This is a genomic window from Streptomyces sp. NPDC029466, from assembly GCF_055574515.1.
Genome location: NZ_JBVHZH010000003.1, coordinates 328,345 through 346,371, shown reverse-complemented (window position 1 = coordinate 346,371; position 18,027 = coordinate 328,345). Strand labels below are relative to the sequence as shown.

Here is an 18,027-nt window from a genome sequence, read left to right as displayed (position 1 = left end):
CATGCCGACCGAAACGACCTCCCCGCGCGCCCCGTCGGGCTCCCGTTCGCTGGAGCATCCGGCCCGTGAGGACATCCGGCTCGCCGAGGTGCTGCATGCGCTCGCCGACCCGATGCGCCTGCGCATCGTCCGCGTCCTGGCGGCCGCCGAGGGCGAGCTGAACTGCGCGGACATCGAACTCCCGGTCAGCAAGTCGACCTGCACCCACCACTTCAGGGTGCTGCGCGAGCACGGCGTCATCCAGCAGCTCTACCGGGGCACGGCCAAGATGAACGGACTGCGCCGGGCCGACCTGGACGAGCTCTTCCCCGGCCTGATCGACGGAGTCCTCCGGGGGGCGGAGCTTCAGGCGAGCCGCCTCGGGGAGGGGTGAGCGGGCGCCAGCCGGTGCGCACCTCAGCGGCGGACGTGCCCGGCCCGCCCGTGTAGTCGGCTCGCCCGCGTGTCGGCCCACCCGCGTGGTCGGCCGGCCGGCCCGCCGGTCAGCTGAGCCGTTCCGCCGCGTGCGCCGCGTCCAACAGCCCTGACCAGTCCGGCAGCTTGACGGTGCCCCGCCCCAGCCCACGCCCCCACTCCGCCTCGGCGGCCTCGATGGCCAGCCAGCCCGGCCAGGTGACCGGCCGCTGCCCCGCCCGGATCAGCGCCGCCACCGGATCGCCGGCCGTGGCGTGCCCCGCCAGCGCGGGGGCGTCCGCCAACAGGGACAGCGCGGTCTCCTTCGCGCACGGCCGGTTCGTGCCGATCACCCCCGTGGGGCCCCGCTTGATCCAGCCCGCCACGTACACACCCGGGAGCGGCGCCCCGTCCCGCAGCACCCGCCCCGCCTCGTGCGGCACGGTTCCCGTCGTCTCGTCGAACGGCAGACCGGGCTGCGGTGTCCCCCGGTAGCCGACCGAACGCAGCACCAACTGCCCCTCGATCTCCTCGAATTCACCGGTGCCCGACACCCCGCCGTGCCCGTCCGGAGCCGTCCGCTCGAACCGGACCGCGCGCACGCCGCCGGCATCCCCCAGGATCTCGACCGGCCGCAGGAAGAACCGCAGATGAATACGGCGGCGACGGTGCGCCGGCGGTGACTCCGGCGCGGTGTCCGGGCGCTGCGGTCCGGCCGCCGGCCGCTCCGCCCAGCCGCGCAGCACCTCGACATTCCGCCGCGCCACCGCGGGCAGCGCGCCCGGGTCCCGGTAGGCCGGGTCCAGGGCCAGCTCCTCGGGTCGTACCCGTACGTCCGTATCCGGAAGGGAGCCCAGCTCCCGTAGCTCCTTGGTGGTGAACTTGGCCTGGGAGGGGCCGCGTCTGCCGACCATCCAGACGTCCTCGACGCGGCTGTCCGCGAGCGCGCTGAGCGGCCCCTGCGGCATGTCGGTCGCGGCGAGTTCGGCGGCGCCACGGGACAGCATCCGCGTGACGTCCACCGCCACATTCCCCACCCCGATCACCAGGGCGGACCTGGCCGCGAGGGTGAAGCGGAGTGCGGCGGCGTCCGGATGCGCGCTGTACCAGGCGACGAACTCGGTCGCCGAATGGCTGCCGGGCAGCTCCTCGCCGGGGATGCCCAGATGCCGGTCGATGGCGGCGCCCACACAGAACACCACCGCATCGAAGATCTCCCGCAACTCCGCGACGCCCAGCCCCGGTGCCCCCACCTCGACGTTCCCCACGAAGTGCGCCCGGGGGTGCTCCAGCACCGTGCGCAGATTGTTCTGCAGCGACTTGATCTTCTCGTGGTCCGGCGCCACGCCGTAGCGCACCAGACCGTACGGGCAGGGCAGGCGGTCCAGGACGTACACCTCGAGGTCCGGTACGGCCTGCTGCTCGATCAGGGACTGGGCGGTGTAGACGCCGCTGGGCCCGGAACCGATCACTGCGACACGAAGCACGAGTGGCCCCTTCCGCGGAATACCCCCAGGATCGCACCGGCAGGCACGCGACGGGAGATGCGCTATCGGGGTTGCTCCCCGTGGGATGAGCGTGCCGCGCTACTGGGCCGGGTGAGCGGGGGGCTAGGTTTTCAATGTGTCGGAAAGTGACTTTTATACCGTTAATCACCGATATGAAGCCCAGGGCGCGCCCTTGGAGTGGCCCACGTGGGAGCTTCAGGCGCACGGCTCCGCCGCGCCCGCTCCCGACCCCGCCGCTCCCGACGATCCGGCCGGCGCCGCCGGTCCCGGGTGTCCGCTGCCCCGGCTCGACCCGTTGGGCCCCTGGTGCAGCGCCCGGCTGACCTTCGCCGACGGCGCCCGGGTCGATGTCCTCGTGACGGTCTCCGACGACCACATCACCGTCGAGGACGTACGGGCCGACCCACCGCTGACCCTCGACGGCCTCGCCGACCTCGCCCGCTGGATCGAGGGCCCCCTCGACGACGCCTTCCGGGCGGCCACCGGGCAGCCACGGAAGACCCGGCCCACACCACGGCAGGCCGGCCCGGCGGACGCCCCACCGGAACGGGCCGGGGGACCGCAGGCCGGGCCGCCACCGGAGCCGGGACGCGGCGCGGCGCCCGAACCGCTGCGGGGCCCGCGGCCGGCGTCACCGCACGGGCCGACACGGCACACCCGGCCCACGGGCGGACCGGCGCCGTCGGGCGAGCCGGAATCGGCACCGAGGGCGGCCGGGGCGGAGACGGCGGCCGGAGCCGCGGAGCGCGCGACGTGTACGACGGGCGAGGCGGCCGGGTCGGGCGCGACGGGAGCGGGGGCGCGGGAAACGGGGTCAACGGGCGCGACGGGGCTCGGCCAGGGTGAGGGCGTAGTGCACCGGACCGCGCCGGAGACCGGCTTCGGCCACCGCGCCGACCCTCGTACTGCCGCGTCCGGCTCACCTGCTGAGCCGAGCTGCGAGCAGGCCGGTGAGCAGCCCGGTGAGCAGCCCGGTGAGCGAGACTCCCGGCGGTCCGCCCCCGCCGAGGCGTCCGTGCCCGCCGCGTCCCCGACGCCCCCCGACGCCGCGGAGCCGTCTCCGTCGTCTTCCTCCGCCCCGCCGGTCGAGCGTGCCCGCTCCGCCGTTCTCGCCCGGACGCGGACCGGTGAGCGTCGCAAGATCGCCGCGGACGCGTACCGGCAGGCGCAGCGGGAGGGGCGCGATCCGGTACTGGCCGTCATGCACGCCACCGGCCGTAACCGCCGAAGGTCGCTGCGGCTGATCGCCGGCGCCCGCGACGAGGGCCTGCTGACGCCCCGTCACAACAAGCGTTAGGGCCTGTCGCCCCGACCTTCGTGGGCCGGCCTGCGGTACGGAACGCCGGACCGCAGGCCCACGGGGGCCGGGGAGGCAGGCCCTGGCGGCGCGGCGTCAGCGCGTCAACTCGGGCCGGCACTCGTCCGGCGGGACCCCCAACTCCCATGCCAGCCCGTACCGGTGGAACAGTTCGGTACGCAGCCGCGCCCGCGGCATGGCCGCTCCCGGCAGCAGCATCGCTACCACCGCTCCCATCAACAGCGCCCGCAGCAACGGGTAGTCGGCATCGGGATCGGACGAGCCGTACGCCATGACCGTCTCCCGCAGCAACTGCGCAAGCCGTTGCTGCTCGGGGCACTGGATGAACCCCTCGGCCGTCAGAATCCCCGCCATATGTGTCCGCATCAGCAACGGATGATCATGCGCCAGCCCCTGGATCGCGTCGATGGCCCGTGCCATCAGCTCCTGCCCCGCCTCCGGTCCGCTCGGCCGCGGGGCGCGCTCCAGCGCCGCCTGTAGCGTGCGATGCATCAGCCGGTGCACGGCGGACTGGAGCAACTGCCGCTTGCCGGGGAAGTAGTAGGAGACCAGCCCCCGCGCGACCCCCGCCTCCCGGGCGATGTCCGCGAGCCGCGTCGCCTCATAGCCGTGCTCGCCCACCAGCTCGACCGTCGCCTGGAGCAGCCGCTCACGGGAGCGCCGCCGCAATTCTTCATTGACCGATGCGCTGCGGGGGGACATCCTGTAACTCCTGCGTTGACTGGTTGGAGGCCAACGAACTCAGTATGACTCCGGATCCCCGCACCTGGAACGGATCCGGTCAAGCTGCCCGATTCGGGCGACGCGGGGGATCGCCCGAACCGGGTGAACGTGAGGCCGGGGACGGCCTCTTGACCTGCGACTACCCAGGTCGAGGGGCCGCCCCCGACTCATGTGGGGGAGGGGCCGGTTTCTCCGGTCTCTGCCGGCGCCTCTGAACGCACCTCACCGAGCCTTGGCCGGCTCTCGTCCGCCTTCTCCAGTGCACTTCCCGAAGTTTCCTGACGGTGCGTCAGGGCAGCGCGGCGGCAGTGTGCGACACGGGGCGGAACGTCCGGAAGGTGCGGGTCAAGCGGCCAGGGCCTGCTGCCCGCCCGCTGCGCGTACACAGGAGCTGAGCGGGTCAGCGTGACGTGGCGAAGGCGGCGCGCAGTGCGGAGCCGCGAGTGATGAACGCGGCGCGGATGACGGGCAGCATGCAGACGACCTGCATCACCGCGTACCACGGAGGGCAGACACCCGGGATCAGATCGACGCCGACGATGGCGATCGGCATGATGACGGCGAGGGTGCTCACGCGCTCGAAGGCCCGTCGGGATCCCCGGGAAGCAGAGACGGTCAACCGGTGGATCAGCACGGCGACTACAGGCAGCAGGACTGCCCGGACCCACATGAACGTGTTCACCGGATGACCGCTGCTGGACACCGCGATGACCGCCAGGAGGGCGACGGCGCTGAGTGCGCCGTAGACCTTGATGCTGTTCTCCGCCGTGCCGAAGGCTGCTTGGGCGCGGGGGTTGTTGAGGAGCGCCGCCGCAGTCGTGTGCTTGTCGGTTTCCCTCGTGTGCTTGTCGGTTTCCATGCTCACCGACGCTATGAAGCGCCCGGCTGACGGGGTATCCGCCTGGACCCACGGGTGGGTGGGGCTAGCCCCACTCCCCGGCCGACCAGGCCCGTAGCGGGCTCCGCGCGGTGCACAGTGGAAGCACCGAACGGAGAGCGAAGGCAGAGACATGAGACAGCTGGGTTCGTGGCCGGCGCGGGCCGCTACGGGGTTCGTCAGGGCGTGCGTCGTGGCGGTGGTCAGCATGCTGGTCCCGTCCGTGTGGGCCGCCGCCGTGGTGCTGGGGATCTGGTGGGGGGCGGGGAACCCGTGGTCGTGGGTGGCGCCGGTCGTCATGGTGTGCGTGGGCACCCTCGCCCTGTCCCGCCCGGTCTGCCGGATGGTTCGCTTTCTCGTCGCGAGGTGGACGGCCACCGTCATCCCCGCCGGATACCGGCAGGCCCCGCCGGTGACGCGGCTGTCCACCGGGTACTGGTGGAACGGCTTCAACTACGAGCGCACCCGCCGCGACGCCCTCATGGACCAGCAGTGGCGGGTCCGGTGGAAGGACCCCGCCAACTGGCGTGATCTGCGGTTCACGGCGATCGTGCCGCTCACCGCTGGCGTGGTCGCGTGCCTGCCGCCGGCGGGCGTGGCAGCGGCGGTCCTCGGGCTCGGCCGGCCGGGGCCCACCGCGGGCCTTGTCGGGGCGCTCGGCCTGGTGGTGGCCCTCGCCTGTGCCCCGTACGCCTGGCGGTGTGTGGGGCCGGTGGCCGTCCGCTTCCTGCGCCCGTCGCCCGCGATGGCGCTGGCGGACCGGGTGGACGAGCTGACCGCCCAACGCGCGGACGCGACGGTCGCCCAGGCCGCCGAGATCCGCCGGATCGAGCGGGACCTGCACGACGGGGCACAGGCCCGCTTGGTCTCCCTCGGGCTCTCCCTGACGACCGCCGAGAAGCTGATGGAAACCGACCCCGCCCAGGCCAAGGCGCTGATGCGGGAAGCGCGGGCCGGTGCCACCGCCTCGCTGACCGAGCTCCGCGAACTGGTCAAGGGAATCAACCCACCCGTGCTGAACGACCGAGGGCTCGTCGATGCCGTGCGCGCTCTTGCCCTGGACAGCCCGCTCGAAGCAGTGGTCAGCGCAGACCTTCAACTCAGCCTGGACCCGCCGATCGAGTCCGCCCTGTACTTCGCCGTCACCGAACTGCTGACCAACGCGGTCAAGCACGCCCATGCGACCCGCGCCCGGATCTCCCTCACCCAGGACGACACCGAAATCGTCATCGATGTCGAAGACAACGGCCGCGGCGGAGCCGGCCTGCGGGCCGACGGCGGACTCGCGGGGCTGCGCCGCCGCCTCGTGGTCTTCGACGGCGCCCTGGAGATCACCAGCCCGGAGGGCGGCCCGACCCGGGTGAGGATGATGGTGCCGTGCGCATCGTTGTAGCCGAAGACCTCTACCTCCTGCGTGACGGGATGGTTCGCCTCATCGAGGCATACGGACACCAGGTGGTGGCGACCGCGGCCACCGGACCCGAGACACTGCACGCGCTGTTGACGTGGCGGCCTGATGTCGCCGTCGTTGACATCCGCATGCCACCGACCCAGTCGGACGAGGGCCTGCGCGCCGCACTTGCCGCCCGCAGCGAACTGCCCGGACTGCCCGTCCTGATCCTGTCCCAGTACGTCGAGCAGCTGTATGCCCGTGAACTCCTGGCCGACGGCTGCGGCGGCATCGGCTACTTGCTCAAGGACAGCGTGTTCGACGCCGATCAGTTCATCGACGCGCTGGAACGCGTCGCCGTCGGCGGGACCGCCATGGATCCGGCCGTCATCGCCAAACTCCTGTCCAGCGGGCCCTCGAACCGACGGCTTGAACGGCTCACCGAACGCGAACACTCCGTGCTCGGCCTCATGGCCGAAGGGCTGTCCAACCAGGCCATCGGCCAACGGCTCTTCCTCAGCGAAAGCGCCATCAGCAAGTACACCACCTCGCTGTTCGGCAAACTCGGCATCACCGATGACGGCAACAGCAACCGCCGCGTCCTCGCCGTTCTCGCCTACCTGAACAAGCCCTGACGTGCCTTGACCCCACCGTCAGTCGCGGCGTTCATGAGCATCCCGTGGCGGGTTTCTGACGTATCCGGGTCATGCTCCGTTCAGCGGCCTCGCCGAGCGCCCGGCCGCTGTGAGCTGTCGAGCGTGGTGAGCCACTGGGCGACGGTGGCGTCGATGAACTCGTCGGTGACCTGGCCACGGTCGAGGAAGAGCCGGGCCAGGACGGGCCCGTAGAGCAGGGTGAACTCGGCGTCGTCGATCTGGACGCCGGAGGGCTCCAGCAGGGTGTTGAGCGACGCGTGCCGGTCCTGGCCGATGCGCACCAGGGCCTGGGCGCTGTCGGGATCGTGATCGGCCTGGGCGGTGACGGCCAGCACCGCGGTGCGGATGGCCGGTTGGCTGATGCCGTCGCGCAGGCTCTTCAGCCAGTTGGTGGCCACGGTGCGGACATCGCTGCCCGGCTCGGGGTAGTTGCCGAGGTCCGGGCCTTCCAGGATCAGGTCGAAGAGCAGCGCGGCGCGGTTGGGCCAGTGCCGGTAGAGGGTCTGGCGGGTGACGTCGGCGCGCTCGGCCAGCAATGCGTACGTCAGCCCGGCCGGTCCGGTACGGGGCAGCAGTTCTCGCGCGACGGTCAGTACGCGGCTGCGGGTGCGTTGGACGCGCGGGTTGCCCGGCGTCGGCCGGCGGCGGTGGAGGGGCTGCTGCATGGAGCCACCCTATCCGCCAATCATACGTGCCGCGTGATTCAAGCCACACCTTGAATCATACGTCGCGTGTGATACAACGGAATCACACGCACTGGATGATTCAAGGTCGGTGCGATTCCCCCTCTCCAGGAAGTGCCTGATGTCCACTGCCATCACCTTCACCGAGTACGGCGGGCCCGAGGTCCTCACGCTGTCCCGGGTCGCCACCCCCGAACCGGGGCCCGGCCAGGTCCGCATCCGCGTGCGGGCCGGCCGCCGTCAACCCGATCGACCTGCGGATTCGCGCCGGGATCAGGCAGGGCGGCACGGCGTGCGGTTCACCGGCATGGACCCGGCCGACCGCCTCCCCGAGGCGCTGCCGGAGCTGGCCGAACTGATCGCCGCCGGTCGGCTCGACGTCCCCGTCTGGCGCGCCTACCCGCTCGCCGAGGCCGCCCGAGCCCACGCCGACCTCGAAGCCCACCGCAACCAGGGCAAGGTCGTTCTCCTCCCCTGAGCGGCCGCCTGGCCGCCCCCCCCACGACCTCTACAGCACAGCTCAGCACAGCTCAGCTCAGCAAACCACCGATAGGAACGTGACATGAAGGCCGCTCAGTTCGCCGGCTACGGCGCACCGGATGTGCTGCACCTCAACGAGGTGGACCGCCCCGCCCCCGGCAAGGGTGACGTCCTGATATCCGTCGAGGCATCAAGCGTGAACGGACTCGACACGATCGTGCGCGCGGGAGGGATGCGGATCGTGACCGGGCGCCGGTTCCCGCTCGGCGTCGGGCTGGACTTCGCCGGTGTCGTCTCCGCGACCGGCGCCGACAGCCGGCAGTACCAGGTCGGAGACCGCGTGTGGGGCACGGTGCAGCCGCTCAAGCGGCACCGCGTCGGCGCGGCCGCCGAATACGTCGTGGTCCCCGCGGACCGCATCGGGCCCGCACCGTCAGGCAGCTCGCCGGTGGAGACCGCGTCCCTGGTCGTCGCGGGAACGACAGCACTGCTCGCGCTACGGGACACGCTGCACCTCACGAAGGGTGAACGCCTCCTGGTACGCGGCGCCGCCGGCGGCGTCGGCACGGCCGCCGTGCAACTCGCCCACGCGATGGGCGCACACGTCACCGCGCTGTGCCGCGACCGCCATGCCGAGGCGCTGCGTGAGCTGGGAGCCGATGAGGTCCTCGACTACGGCACCGCCACCCCGGACCGGCTCGGCCCCTTCGACGCCATCCTGGACACGGTCGGCTCGGACCTGAACTCCTACCGGCGCCGGCTGACGCGCGAGGGCAGGATGGCCACCATCGCCCTCTCGGCCTCCTCCATGGCCGCGATCGCCGCCTCCGGCGTCCACGGCCCCCGCCGCATCCGCACCCTGAGCTCCAACCCTGACACCGCGCTGCTCCGCGACCTGGCCGCCTACGTGACCTCCGGTGAACTGCGCCCGGTCATCGACAAGGTCTTTCCCCTGACGGACATCGCCTCGGCACACCAGGCATTCGAGCGCGGCGGAGTGGTGGGCAAGCAGGTGGTGAGGGTGTCCGGGGAGTAGGCGGACGGGTTCGCGATCCCCGTCGTCTCCGGTCGTGCTCTCGCCGGCGCCTCCTGGTCAACATTGCTGATAGGGCATCAATTGCCTTACGTGGCAGTGACGTTGGACGAGTAGGTGCGGTGTCGGTCGGCTTCGAGGCGGCCCCTCAGCCCGTAGGCCCGCTCCAGTAAGCGTCCTTCCACTCCATGGCGTCGGGGCTGAACTCGACCTCGATTGTGTCGGCGGCGTCGGGCGGCAGGGAGAAGGCGTACTTCCCGATGGCCTCCTTGCCGGGGAGGACGTAGCCGGTGATGACCTTCTGGCGGCCGCTGCCGTCGATGACCAGCTCAGCGGACGCCCCGTCGGCGTCGCTGACTTCGGGGAGGCCGGTGTCCACCTTGACCCGCTCGGTGCCGGTGTTGAGTACCTTCACGATGACCTGGACGGCCTTGTTGCCCTTGGCGTGACCGAGGACGTAGTCGTCGGGGGTGTACGGCTTCGGCTCGGCGACCGTGACCTTGAGCCCGTTCTCGAAGGTGTAGGACTCGCCGAAGGACAGATGGCGGGCCTTTTCCGACGCCGAGGCGGAGGCCTTCACCTCCTTGACCTTGGCGCGCGCGTCGTCGGTGACCTTCTTCACCGCGGTGATGGTGAGGACGGCGCCGCCGGCCGCGGCCAGCAGGCCGATCACGCCCAGGATCACCCCGGCCAGGGCCATGCCCTTGTTCGTCGCCCGGCCGCGGCGTGCGTGACTCAGTCCGACGCCGCCGAAGACCACGGCCAGCAGGGCCGGCAGCCAGGACATCCAGAACAGGATGATGAGCAGGCCGAGGACGAGACCGACGATGCCGAGGACCAGGGCCGTGATGCCCATGCCGTTGCGGGCCTGCGGCGCCGCCGGGGGAACCATCGGGTACGGCTCCCAGCGGGGAGGAGGCGTCGTTCCGGGCGGTGGCGGTCTCCACGGGTCGTGGTCTTCCGGTATCCGGTCGCCGGGCTGCGGGCCGTCGGACGGAGTGGTCATGCGCAGTCCTCGAAGTAGATGAACTGAGGACCTTAGCAGTGGCTTTGCTCATTCATTACGGGATTTCGGACAGGTCCGGACAACCCGTCGGGGGCGGGACCGTGACCGGCCGGGGCGGTCGGCGGGCGAGCTGCCGTCCGACGCGCGACCATGGGACCGGAGACCGATCCAGGGAGCCCTCCATGACCACACCGCGGGACCTGCTGATCGTTGCCATGGACGCGGAGTCCGGTCACGGCCTGGAGCGGGGTGACCTGTCACTCGCGCTCGCGGGAGCCGAACTGATCGACCTTCTGAGCGCTGAGGCCGTCCGGCTGGACGGGGAGCGGATCGTGCCGGGTTACCGGCCGATGCTCCCCGACCGCCTGCTGGACCAGGCCGCGTCCCTCGTCCAGCAGTCGCCGTACGAGTCGGTCGACGACTGGCTGTGGCGCCGGGGGCACGGCCTGGCGGCGGCCTATCTGAGCGTCCTGGAGGACGACGGGGAGGCCACCCGGGAACACCGTCGCTGGCGGCCCTTCGGCGCCGGGCAGACGGTGCTGGCCGATTCGCCCGCCCGCCGCCGGGCGATGGACCGCTGGACCTCGCGGGAGACCGTCCTCACCGCCCTCGCGCGAGCCGCCAGGATCAACGGCGCGGAGACCGGAGGCGAGCCGGCCGAGGTCGACGACGCGGTGTCCACCGTGCTCGCCGCCGTCCATGACGCGGTCACGGAGCTGGAGGCGGAGCGGCAGCGCCGCGCCGTCGAGAAGGCCGCCTTCGACAACATCTGGCGGGGCGACGGCAGCTGACCGCCCCGCGTCGAGCTGCCGCGCTCACCTCTCGATGCGCCGCGCTCAGCTGCTGGCGGCGGCCCGTCGGTCGCGGCGCTGCTTGAGGTGTCCGGCGCCGGCCAGCGCCGCCACCACGACGGCCGTGCCGATGAGCTGCTGACGGCCGTCCGCACTGGCGGCCATGACGGCGAAGACACCGAGAATGGCGGCGAAGGTGAGCCAGGTCAGATAGGGGAAGGCCCACATCCGCACGGAGAGCTGCTCGGGCGCCTCGCGCTCCAGACGGCGGCGCATCTTCAGCTGGGTGAGGCACACGATGGACCAGACGACCAGCACCGAGCAGCCGGCGATGTTCAGCAGCCAGGCGAACACGGTGGTCGGCCAGACGATCCCGGCGATCACGGCCGCGAAGCCGAACACACAGGACGCCAGGACCGCGGCCGCCGGCACGCCCCTGGTGACCTTTGCCAGGAAGCGCGGGCCCTGGCCCCGGCTGACGAGCGAGTACGCCATGCGCGACGAGCCGTAGATATTGGCGTTCATCGCGGAGAGCAGGGCCACCAGCACCACGATCTGCATGATCGTGCCGGCCGCCGGGATGCCGAGCGTGTCGAGCACGGTGACGTACGGGCCGTCCTTGGCGACCTTCGGGTCGTTCCACGGCACCAGGGTGACGACCACAGCCATGGAGCCGATGTAGAAGACGGCGATGCGCCAGACGGCGGTGCGGACGGCGCGGGTCACGTTCCGGCTCGGGTTGTCGGACTCGGCCGCCGCGATGGTGACGGTCTCCAGACCGGCGAACCCGGAAATGGTGGTCAGCAGCCCGGCCGCGAGTCCGGCGACACCGGTCGGGAAGAAGCCGCCGTGGCCGGTGAGATGGCTGGTGCCGGGGGCGTCGCCGAACACCCCGAGAATGCCGAGCGCGCCCAGCACCAGAAACGCGACGATCGTGGTGACCTTGATCGCGGAGAACCAGAACTCGAATTCGCCGAAGTTCTTGACCGCGGTCAGATTGCTGGCGCAGAAGAACACCATGAAGATCGCCACCCAGCCGTAGGCGGGGATGAACGCCACCCAGGTGTGCATGATCGTGCCTGCCGCGGTGGCCTCGGCGGCCACACCGGCGCAGAGCATCAGCCAGTACATCCAGCCGGAGGTCGTCCCCGCCCAGGAGCCGACCTCCTCCTCGGCATGCACCGAGAACGAGCCGGTGGAGGGCCGGGCCGCGGACATCTCGCCGAGCATGCGCATGATCAGCATGACCAGCGCGCCGGTACCCATGAAGAGGAGGACGATGGCCGGCCCGGCCGCGGCGATGCCGACCCCGGAGCCTACGAAGAGCCCCGCGCCGATGACCCCGCCGAGGGCGATCATCGACAGATGGCGCTGCTTGAGGCCGTGCGACAACACGGCCTCGGAGTTCTGCCCGGCCTCCGGGGAGTACTGGGGCGACCGGGTGTTTGTCCGACTCATGGTCGTGCCTGTTCATTGGTGGTGACGTTCGGTGAGCCTGACGAGTGTGGGGGGACGTGTTGCGCGTACGGCGTGAACGCCCGCTATGCGGACAGTTCACTTACCTGTGGTGAAGAGGTCGACACGCAGTGAAGCGGGCCTGCTTCGGGAGGGGCCTGGTGGCGGGGGAAGGGGCGAGGGGGCGAATTGCGCGAGGGCCTCGCGTGATCGAATTCTTCGCGTGCGGAGATGACGCGTTCCGGGTTTTGCCGCAGGGACATCCGGATATGGTTCACCTCACTTGTGGGTGGGGTGACTTGAATTCGGGGGAATCATGACCGTGCCTCTGGGTGTGCCTGCGCATTTTCCTGACGACACCGGTGCCGACACGTTCGTCGCGCAGCTTCCCACGGCGGTGGCTCCCGCGGACCGCGCCTATCTGTCGACCAAGCCGCCCCTGTTCCTGTTACGGGTGCCGGGACACGGCGAGGAGTACGACAGAAGGGTGCGCCGGGTCGTTGAGGCGTTACGCCAACCGCTCGACGACATGGGGAAACTCGTGCCGCACGCCGTGCTGGAAGCCGGGGCCGCGGGCAGCGGTCTGCTGGCCGCGGTGGCGGGGGAGCGGCTCGGTTACGGGATACCCCGGCACCTGACCCCGGACCGTTTTCCGCAATTCTCCCTGCTGCGCGATGTGATCGCGGACGTCATGGAAAACGGAGCCGGGGCCGGAGCGGCCGCCGGCGCCAAGGCGCTGCGTGACCGGGCCTATGAGCAGCGGGTGCGGCGCGGCGGGCTGCCGGCCGTTCTCTGGAAGCTCGGTGGCGGTGAGAGCCCTCCGGCCGCGAGCTTCTACGGCTGGCTGCTCGGCGTTCTCTGGCTGCCGCTCACCCAGACGTTCCCACGCTGGTGGTGGGCGCTCCGCAAGACCCGGGAGCTGGTCCGGCCGATGCGTCTTTCGCCGTTCCGCCGCGCGCGGTGGCTCGGGGCCGAACTCCACGCCGAGCGCGGCAAGGAGAACCTCTTCCGGGTGCTGGACGACATGGCCCAGCGGCAGGTGCTGAGACTGGCGCTCGGCGATGCGCACCCCCAACGGGAGGAGTCGCTCCAGCGGCTGGAGGATCTGCTGGTGCGGGCGCTGCTGGAGGACCTGCGGGTGCCGCAGCCCGGCCGGCTGCTGCCCAGGCGCCGGCGCCGCACCGCCCGGCCCGTGCTGCTGGTGGAGGTGCCCCCGGAGGGAACGGCGGGCGCGGAGCAGGCCGAGCGGTTCCTGCGCGCGTTCCACCGCGCCCGTGCCGCGGCGCAGCCGCCGGGGCCGCTGGTCATCGCGGTGGGCCGGCCCTCGGACGCGCTGCTGGCGGAGCTGGGCGGCCCGGCGGAGAGCAACCTCACGCAGGCCGGACTCCAGCTGACCCAGAAAGACGGCCGCCCGGTCCTGGTGACGTTCCGCGATGAGCCCCTGACCCGGCACGGCCTGCCCATTCCGCAGGTGAACCCGAAGACTTTCAGCACCAGTTGGCAGACCACGACCTCGCTGGTGACGGCCGGCGCGGTGGTAGCCGCAGCCGTGCTCGGCGTATGGGTCGTCGGGGTGGTCCAGGGGCCGCCGGCCCATCCCTGCGTCGGCGGGGACGACTCCGTCGCCGCCTCCGCGCAGGCCGAGCCGGTCGGCGTCCGGCCCAAGGAGTGGTACGACGCCGCCACCGGTGCGATCCGCAAGGAGAACAAGCGGGCCGAGGCCCTCGCCGCGGCCGGCAGCACGGTCCGCACCGTGGTGGCCTTCGAGTCGAACCGGCCGACCACCGAGATCAACACCCGGTTCGACGGCAGCATCCCGGAACTGCGCGGTATCGCCCTGTGGCAGCGGAGGCTGAACGACGAAGCCATTTCCGACGACACCCGGGTGCCGCTGCGAGTGGAAGTACGCAGCACCGGAGAGGAATTCCGGGACGCCGAGCAGGAAGCGCGCAAGCTGGTGGCGGAGCAGAACGACGGCAGCCGTCGCAAGCCCTACGAGCAGGTCATCGGAGTCCTCGGGTACTCCCAGAGCCGGGACGAGACCCGGGCCGCCCTGAAGGTGCTCAGCGCGGCAGGCATCCCCACCGTCGGGACCACGGCCACCGCCGACGAGATGCTGGACGGGGACAACCAGAGCTACTGGCCCTTCGCCCCCGCCAACAGCACGGAGTCCCGGATCGAGGCGGACTTCGCGAGCAGATCCGACATCGTGGCGCGGCGGAACGGGGCGGGCGGCTGCACGACGGCCGCACAGGCCGTCATCGTGCAGAGTCCGGCGGACCTGTACAGCAGAAGCCTGACCGGGAAGTTCAGCCATGACTTCCCGGGAAGTTCGCAGGTGATCAATTTTGCGCAGAACGGCGACTTCCGGCGGGCGCCCGCCGGCACCCCCCGGGTCTCCAGCGCCCACGACCTGGCGGAAACGGTGTGCCGCGCGCTGAAAGCACAGCCGGATTCCATGGTGTTCTGGTCCGCGCGCGCCCGTGACTTCATCGCCTTCATCAACGCGCTGAACGCCCAGGGGACCTGTATCGAGGACGACATCACGGTGCTGGGCGGCAATGAGCTGACGATGGTGGCGCAGACCGGCTCCTTCAGCGACAAACGCTGGCTGCGGCTCTACTACTCGTCACATCGGATGCCGGTCACGGACACCCGGGCCAGTGCGAAGACCCGGGAGTTCGTCGAGGTCTATGACCGTTTCGTGCGCGACACGACGCACGGCGCCGATCCCTGGCGCCAGGACGGCCATGCGGCGGTGGCGTACGACGCCTTCCATGTCCTCTCCCGGGCGGCCGATGTGACGTACCGCGACAAGCACGCCGACCGCCGGTCCATGCTGACCGCGCTCACCAGCGGGATGAGCTTCGACGGGGCGACCGGCTACGTCTCCTACCAGGCGGGCGCCAACGCGGCGCCGGCCGACAAGACGTTTGTGCTCCTGCGGCAGGGCGCCAAGGGGGCAGTGTCCGTGGTCGCCTGCGGTGCCTACCGGCAGGGGCTGACGACCCAGGGGCAGGCCCCGCCGTGCGCCGCCGAGCAGAAACACTGACCTCAGCCGACCGGAACCGTCGTGGCGTGCTTCCGCTCCATGGAGCCCGACCAGGTGCGCCGCGGCGGGCGGCCGACGAACTTGCCGAAGAGCAGTGCCGCCGCGGTGGCCGCGAGGACCCCCGGCACCATCTCGTAGACACCGGACCGGAGCGGCCCGAGGAGCGGGTCGATGTGCTTCCACAGGACGACGGTGGCCGCCCCCGTCAGGATCCCGGCCATCGCCCCGGCCCGTGTCATCCGCGGCCAGTAGAGCGACAGCAGGATCACCGGGCCGAAGGCCGCGCCGAAGCCCGCCCAGGCGTACGCGACGATGTCCAGCACGGCACCGCCGCTGAGTGCGATGACGTAGGCCACCAGGGCGACCACGACCACCGTCGCGCGCGCCGCCAGCACCATGGACGCGTCCGAGGCCTGCCGTTTGACGAACGCCCGGTAGAAGTCCTCGGTGAGGGCCATCGCGGAGACCAGCAGCTGGCTGTCCGCGGTGGACTTGATCGCGGCCAGCACACCGACCAGCAGGATGCCGGCGACCCAGGGATTGACCAACTGGGCGCACAGCGCGATGAAGACGGTCTCCGGGTTGTCCGGCGCCTGGTCGAGCGCGGCGATTCCCACCAGTCCCACGAGCGAGGCGCCCGCCAGACAGACGACCACCCAGCCGACGCCGATCCGGCGGGCCCGGGGTATCTCGCGGGTGCTGCGGATGCTCATGAAGCGGGCCAGGATGTGCGGCTGGCCGAAGTAGCCCAGGCCCCAGGCGAGCAGGGAGATGACCGCCACCGCGCCGAGCGGCCCACCGGACGTCCACCGGCTGCCGTCGAAGCCGGCCTCCGCCCCCATGTCCAGCAGGGCGGGGCTCTTGCGGGTGAGCGCTCCGTGCAGCGCGCCGAAGCCGCCCAGCGCCGCGATGCCGATCGCGGGGAGTGCCACCGCCGCGCAGAACATCACCGTGGCCTGGATCGAGTGCGTCACACTCACCGCACGGAAGCCGCCCAGGACGGTGTAGACGACGATCACCACGGCGAAGACGGTGAGGGCGAACTCGAAGCCGCCGCCGAAGATGCCCTCGAACAGCACGCCCCCGGCCAGGAGTCCGCTCGCCACGTACACGGTGAAGAACACCACGGTGACGGTCGCCGAGACCAGGCGCAGCATTCTGCTGCCGTCCTCGAACCGTTCCTCCAGATACGCCGAGAGCGTCTTGGCGTCGCCGGCCAGCTCGGTGTACGTACGCAGCCGCGGCGCGACCAGAAGCCAGTTGAGATAGGTGCCGATGGCCAGGCCGACGGCGATCCATGAGGCGCCGATCCCGGCCGCGTACACCGCTCCCGGCAGCCCCAGGAACAGCCAGCCGGACATATCACTGGCGCCCGCGGACAGCGCCGCCAGCGGTGCGCTCAGCCGGCGCCCGCCCAGTGCGAAGTCGGAGAAGGTCACGGTGTCCTGATACGTCCAGATGCCCACGGTCACCATGGCGAGCAGGAAGATCCCGAATGTGATCATGACGGGTACGATCAGGGGTGTCACCATTGCTCCCTAGCTGCTGGCACTGCCATCGATGGCACGGGCGCCCGGGGGAGATCTCGTGCGGAGATCCCGGGGCGAGAAGGCTCCGGCGCGAGCAGACGATACGGATCTGCCACCGGGAGCGGCACCCTTTTGACAGATGTCCTTGGTGACCGCAAGCCCCCACCGCCCCCGGTCCCGGCAGACCCGGGGGCGGAACCGCGGCCAGGACCTTATCGCGGGACCCGGACCCGGGTGGCGGTCAACACCCCTTCATTGCATGGGACTTGGCGCATTCCGATGGGGTGCGGACCACTCGCCGGGGCCGGTGCGGCAGGTGTCAGGCGGTCCGGCGGCGGAGCTTCACGGTGTTGTCGGTGCGGGGGTCCGGCTTTCCGTCGTGGCCGGTCCGGAAGCTCGGGTGTTCCTCGCAGCGCAGCAGGTCCCACTCGCCGTCCGGGAGGCCGAGGTCCGCGACGACTTCCTCCGGAGTGGGCAGCGGCACCTCGGAGTCGGGCTCCCAGGCGGGCAGTCCCGCATGGCCCACGATGAGCAGCACACCGCCGGGTGCGACGGCAGCGGCGGCCTTCCGCAGGATGTCCGCGCGCGGCATGGCCTCGCTGGGGGAGTGCAGGAACTGGGCCGTGACGAGAGCGAAGGTGCCTGCCGGGAACGTCGCACCGAGATCGTGTCGCTGCCAGGTGATGCGGTCGGCGACCTCGGCCGCCGCCGCATGTCCGGCCGCCCGGCCGAGGGCGATCCCGGAGATGTCGACGGCGGTGACCTCCCAGCCCCGCTCGGCGAGCCAGATCGCGTCCGCCCCTTCCCCGCATCCCAGGTCCAGTGCGCTGCCCGGGGTGAGGTCGCCGGCCTCCCGGACCAGGGCGGAGTTGGGGCGGCCGCTCCACATCCGGTCGCTTTGCGCGTAGCGGGCGTCCCAGTACTCCTCGTCCGGGACGGTGACGTCATGGGTCATGAGAGTCCTCCTCGGTCCGTGCTCCTCGGTGAGGTGCGGCAGCGCCGTTTTTGTGGCCTGCCGCCCTTGCCGGGATGTTCCGTCCGGGCCGGCGAAAATGACAAGCTTCGTTGCCGTATCGGCAAACGAGGGGGAGAGGCACCCCTAGGGGCCATGGCCGTCGCGGCCGTTTTCGGGA

General features: G+C 71.2%; 15 protein-coding genes and 1 pseudogene. 8 read left to right on the top strand and 8 right to left on the bottom strand.

Features of this window, described 5'->3' with window-relative positions:
- Position 1: 1 nt before the first annotated feature.
- The gene (locus ACZ4XD_RS05115; protein ID WP_468038297.1) at positions 2–373 is read left to right on the top strand and encodes an ArsR/SmtB family transcription factor; all 372 of its coding nucleotides are present in this window, start codon (positions 2–4) and stop codon (positions 371–373) included.
- Positions 374–482: 109 nt separating this feature from the next.
- Here the strand turns inward: ACZ4XD_RS05115 and ACZ4XD_RS05110 are convergent, their stop codons facing one another.
- Positions 483–1,880, bottom strand: coding sequence for an FAD-dependent oxidoreductase (locus ACZ4XD_RS05110; protein ID WP_468038296.1), 1,398 nt, complete (start codon positions 1,878–1,880; stop codon positions 483–485).
- Between the two features lie 193 nt (positions 1,881–2,073).
- On the opposite strand from ACZ4XD_RS05110, the gene ACZ4XD_RS05105 reads away from it, so the two are divergent.
- The gene (locus ACZ4XD_RS05105) at positions 2,074–3,198 is read left to right on the top strand and encodes a DUF6214 family protein (RefSeq protein WP_468038294.1); all 1,125 of its coding nucleotides are present in this window, start codon (positions 2,074–2,076) and stop codon (positions 3,196–3,198) included.
- A gap of 96 nt (positions 3,199–3,294) precedes the next feature.
- Here ACZ4XD_RS05105 and ACZ4XD_RS05100 read toward each other — a convergent pair whose 3' ends face one another.
- Positions 3,295–3,921 (bottom strand): TetR/AcrR family transcriptional regulator, encoded by a 627-nt coding sequence (locus tag ACZ4XD_RS05100; RefSeq protein WP_468038292.1) that lies wholly within the window; start codon positions 3,919–3,921, stop codon positions 3,295–3,297.
- Positions 3,922–4,342: 421 nt separating this feature from the next.
- On the bottom strand, positions 4,343–4,801 hold the full coding sequence (locus tag ACZ4XD_RS05095; protein ID WP_468038290.1) for a hypothetical protein: 459 nt from the start codon (positions 4,799–4,801) through the stop codon (positions 4,343–4,345).
- A gap of 151 nt (positions 4,802–4,952) precedes the next feature.
- On the opposite strand from ACZ4XD_RS05095, the gene ACZ4XD_RS05090 reads away from it, so the two are divergent.
- Both ACZ4XD_RS05090 and ACZ4XD_RS05085 read left to right on the top strand, forming a co-directional pair.
- Positions 4,953–6,212, top strand: a complete 1,260-nt coding sequence (locus ACZ4XD_RS05090) for a sensor histidine kinase (protein WP_468038288.1) — start codon at positions 4,953–4,955, stop codon at positions 6,210–6,212.
- Positions 6,197–6,844 carry a response regulator transcription factor gene (locus ACZ4XD_RS05085; RefSeq protein WP_468038286.1) on the top strand — a complete coding sequence of 216 codons (648 nt, stop codon included), beginning with the start codon at positions 6,197–6,199 and terminating at the stop codon, positions 6,842–6,844. Before ACZ4XD_RS05090 ends, ACZ4XD_RS05085 begins: the two co-directional genes overlap by 16 nt.
- An 80-nt stretch (positions 6,845–6,924) precedes the next feature.
- Here ACZ4XD_RS05085 and ACZ4XD_RS05080 read toward each other — a convergent pair whose 3' ends face one another.
- On the bottom strand, positions 6,925–7,530 hold the full coding sequence (locus tag ACZ4XD_RS05080; protein ID WP_468038284.1) for a TetR/AcrR family transcriptional regulator: 606 nt from the start codon (positions 7,528–7,530) through the stop codon (positions 6,925–6,927).
- Between the two features lie 139 nt (positions 7,531–7,669).
- Here ACZ4XD_RS05080 and ACZ4XD_RS05075 point away from each other — a divergent pair, with 139 nt between their 5' ends.
- The gene (locus ACZ4XD_RS05075; protein WP_468038282.1) at positions 7,670–8,026 is read left to right on the top strand and encodes a zinc-binding dehydrogenase; all 357 of its coding nucleotides are present in this window, start codon (positions 7,670–7,672) and stop codon (positions 8,024–8,026) included.
- Positions 8,027–8,110: 84 nt separating this feature from the next.
- The gene (locus tag ACZ4XD_RS05070; protein ID WP_468038280.1) at positions 8,111–9,064 is read left to right on the top strand and encodes an NAD(P)-dependent alcohol dehydrogenase; all 954 of its coding nucleotides are present in this window, start codon (positions 8,111–8,113) and stop codon (positions 9,062–9,064) included.
- 145 nt (positions 9,065–9,209) lie between these two features.
- Here ACZ4XD_RS05070 and ACZ4XD_RS05065 read toward each other — a convergent pair whose 3' ends face one another.
- Entirely contained in the window at positions 9,210–10,067 is an 858-nt protein-coding gene (locus ACZ4XD_RS05065) for a DUF4190 domain-containing protein (RefSeq protein WP_468038278.1), read from the bottom strand.
- Positions 10,068–10,264: 197 nt separating this feature from the next.
- Here ACZ4XD_RS05065 and ACZ4XD_RS05060 point away from each other — a divergent pair.
- Positions 10,265–10,858, top strand: a pseudogene (locus ACZ4XD_RS05060) (GOLPH3/VPS74 family protein); the annotation flags it as partial.
- A 45-nt stretch (positions 10,859–10,903) separates the two neighbouring features.
- On the opposite strand, the gene ACZ4XD_RS05055 reads toward ACZ4XD_RS05060, so the two are convergent.
- Positions 10,904–12,316 carry an amino acid permease gene (locus ACZ4XD_RS05055; protein WP_468038276.1) on the bottom strand — a complete coding sequence of 471 codons (1,413 nt, stop codon included), beginning with the start codon at positions 12,314–12,316 and terminating at the stop codon, positions 10,904–10,906.
- Positions 12,317–12,629: 313 nt separating this feature from the next.
- Here ACZ4XD_RS05055 and ACZ4XD_RS05050 point away from each other — a divergent pair, with 313 nt between their 5' ends.
- Positions 12,630–15,365: a type 1 periplasmic-binding domain-containing protein gene (locus ACZ4XD_RS05050; protein ID WP_468038274.1), complete on the top strand. Its 2,736-nt coding sequence runs from the start codon at positions 12,630–12,632 to the stop codon at positions 15,363–15,365.
- Positions 15,366–15,367: 2 nt separating this feature from the next.
- Here ACZ4XD_RS05050 and putP read toward each other — a convergent pair whose 3' ends face one another.
- Both putP and ACZ4XD_RS05040 read right to left on the bottom strand, forming a co-directional pair.
- Entirely contained in the window at positions 15,368–16,870 is a 1,503-nt protein-coding gene (putP, locus tag ACZ4XD_RS05045; RefSeq protein WP_468038272.1) for a sodium/proline symporter PutP, read from the bottom strand.
- A 343-nt stretch (positions 16,871–17,213) separates the two neighbouring features.
- Positions 17,214–17,849, bottom strand: coding sequence for a class I SAM-dependent methyltransferase (locus ACZ4XD_RS05040; protein WP_468038270.1), 636 nt, complete (start codon positions 17,847–17,849; stop codon positions 17,214–17,216).
- Between the last annotated feature and the right edge of the window lie 178 nt (positions 17,850–18,027).

Bases quoted from the DNA above. Each gene is read 5' to 3' on its own strand.
- ACZ4XD_RS05070 (WP_468038280.1), top strand. From the start codon at position 8,111: ATGAAGGCCGCTCAGTTCGCCGGCTACGGCGCACCGGATGTGCTGCAC.
- ACZ4XD_RS05075 (WP_468038282.1), top strand. From the start codon at position 7,670: ATGTCCACTGCCATCACCTTCACCGAGTACGGCGGGCCCGAGGTCCTC.
- ACZ4XD_RS05090 (WP_468038288.1), top strand. From the start codon at position 4,953: ATGAGACAGCTGGGTTCGTGGCCGGCGCGGGCCGCTACGGGGTTCGTC.
- ACZ4XD_RS05095 (WP_468038290.1), bottom strand. From the start codon at position 4,801: ATGGAAACCGACAAGCACACGAGGGAAACCGACAAGCACACGACTGCG.
- ACZ4XD_RS05050 (WP_468038274.1), top strand. From the start codon at position 12,630: ATGACCGTGCCTCTGGGTGTGCCTGCGCATTTTCCTGACGACACCGGT.
- ACZ4XD_RS05100 (WP_468038292.1), bottom strand. From the start codon at position 3,921: ATGTCCCCCCGCAGCGCATCGGTCAATGAAGAATTGCGGCGGCGCTCC.
- ACZ4XD_RS05115 (WP_468038297.1), top strand. From the start codon at position 2: ATGCCGACCGAAACGACCTCCCCGCGCGCCCCGTCGGGCTCCCGTTCG.
- ACZ4XD_RS05065 (WP_468038278.1), bottom strand. From the start codon at position 10,067: ATGACCACTCCGTCCGACGGCCCGCAGCCCGGCGACCGGATACCGGAA.
- ACZ4XD_RS05040 (WP_468038270.1), bottom strand. From the start codon at position 17,849: ATGACCCATGACGTCACCGTCCCGGACGAGGAGTACTGGGACGCCCGC.
- ACZ4XD_RS05080 (WP_468038284.1), bottom strand. From the start codon at position 7,530: ATGCAGCAGCCCCTCCACCGCCGCCGGCCGACGCCGGGCAACCCGCGC.
- ACZ4XD_RS05055 (WP_468038276.1), bottom strand. From the start codon at position 12,316: ATGAGTCGGACAAACACCCGGTCGCCCCAGTACTCCCCGGAGGCCGGG.
- putP (WP_468038272.1), bottom strand. From the start codon at position 16,870: ATGATCACATTCGGGATCTTCCTGCTCGCCATGGTGACCGTGGGCATC.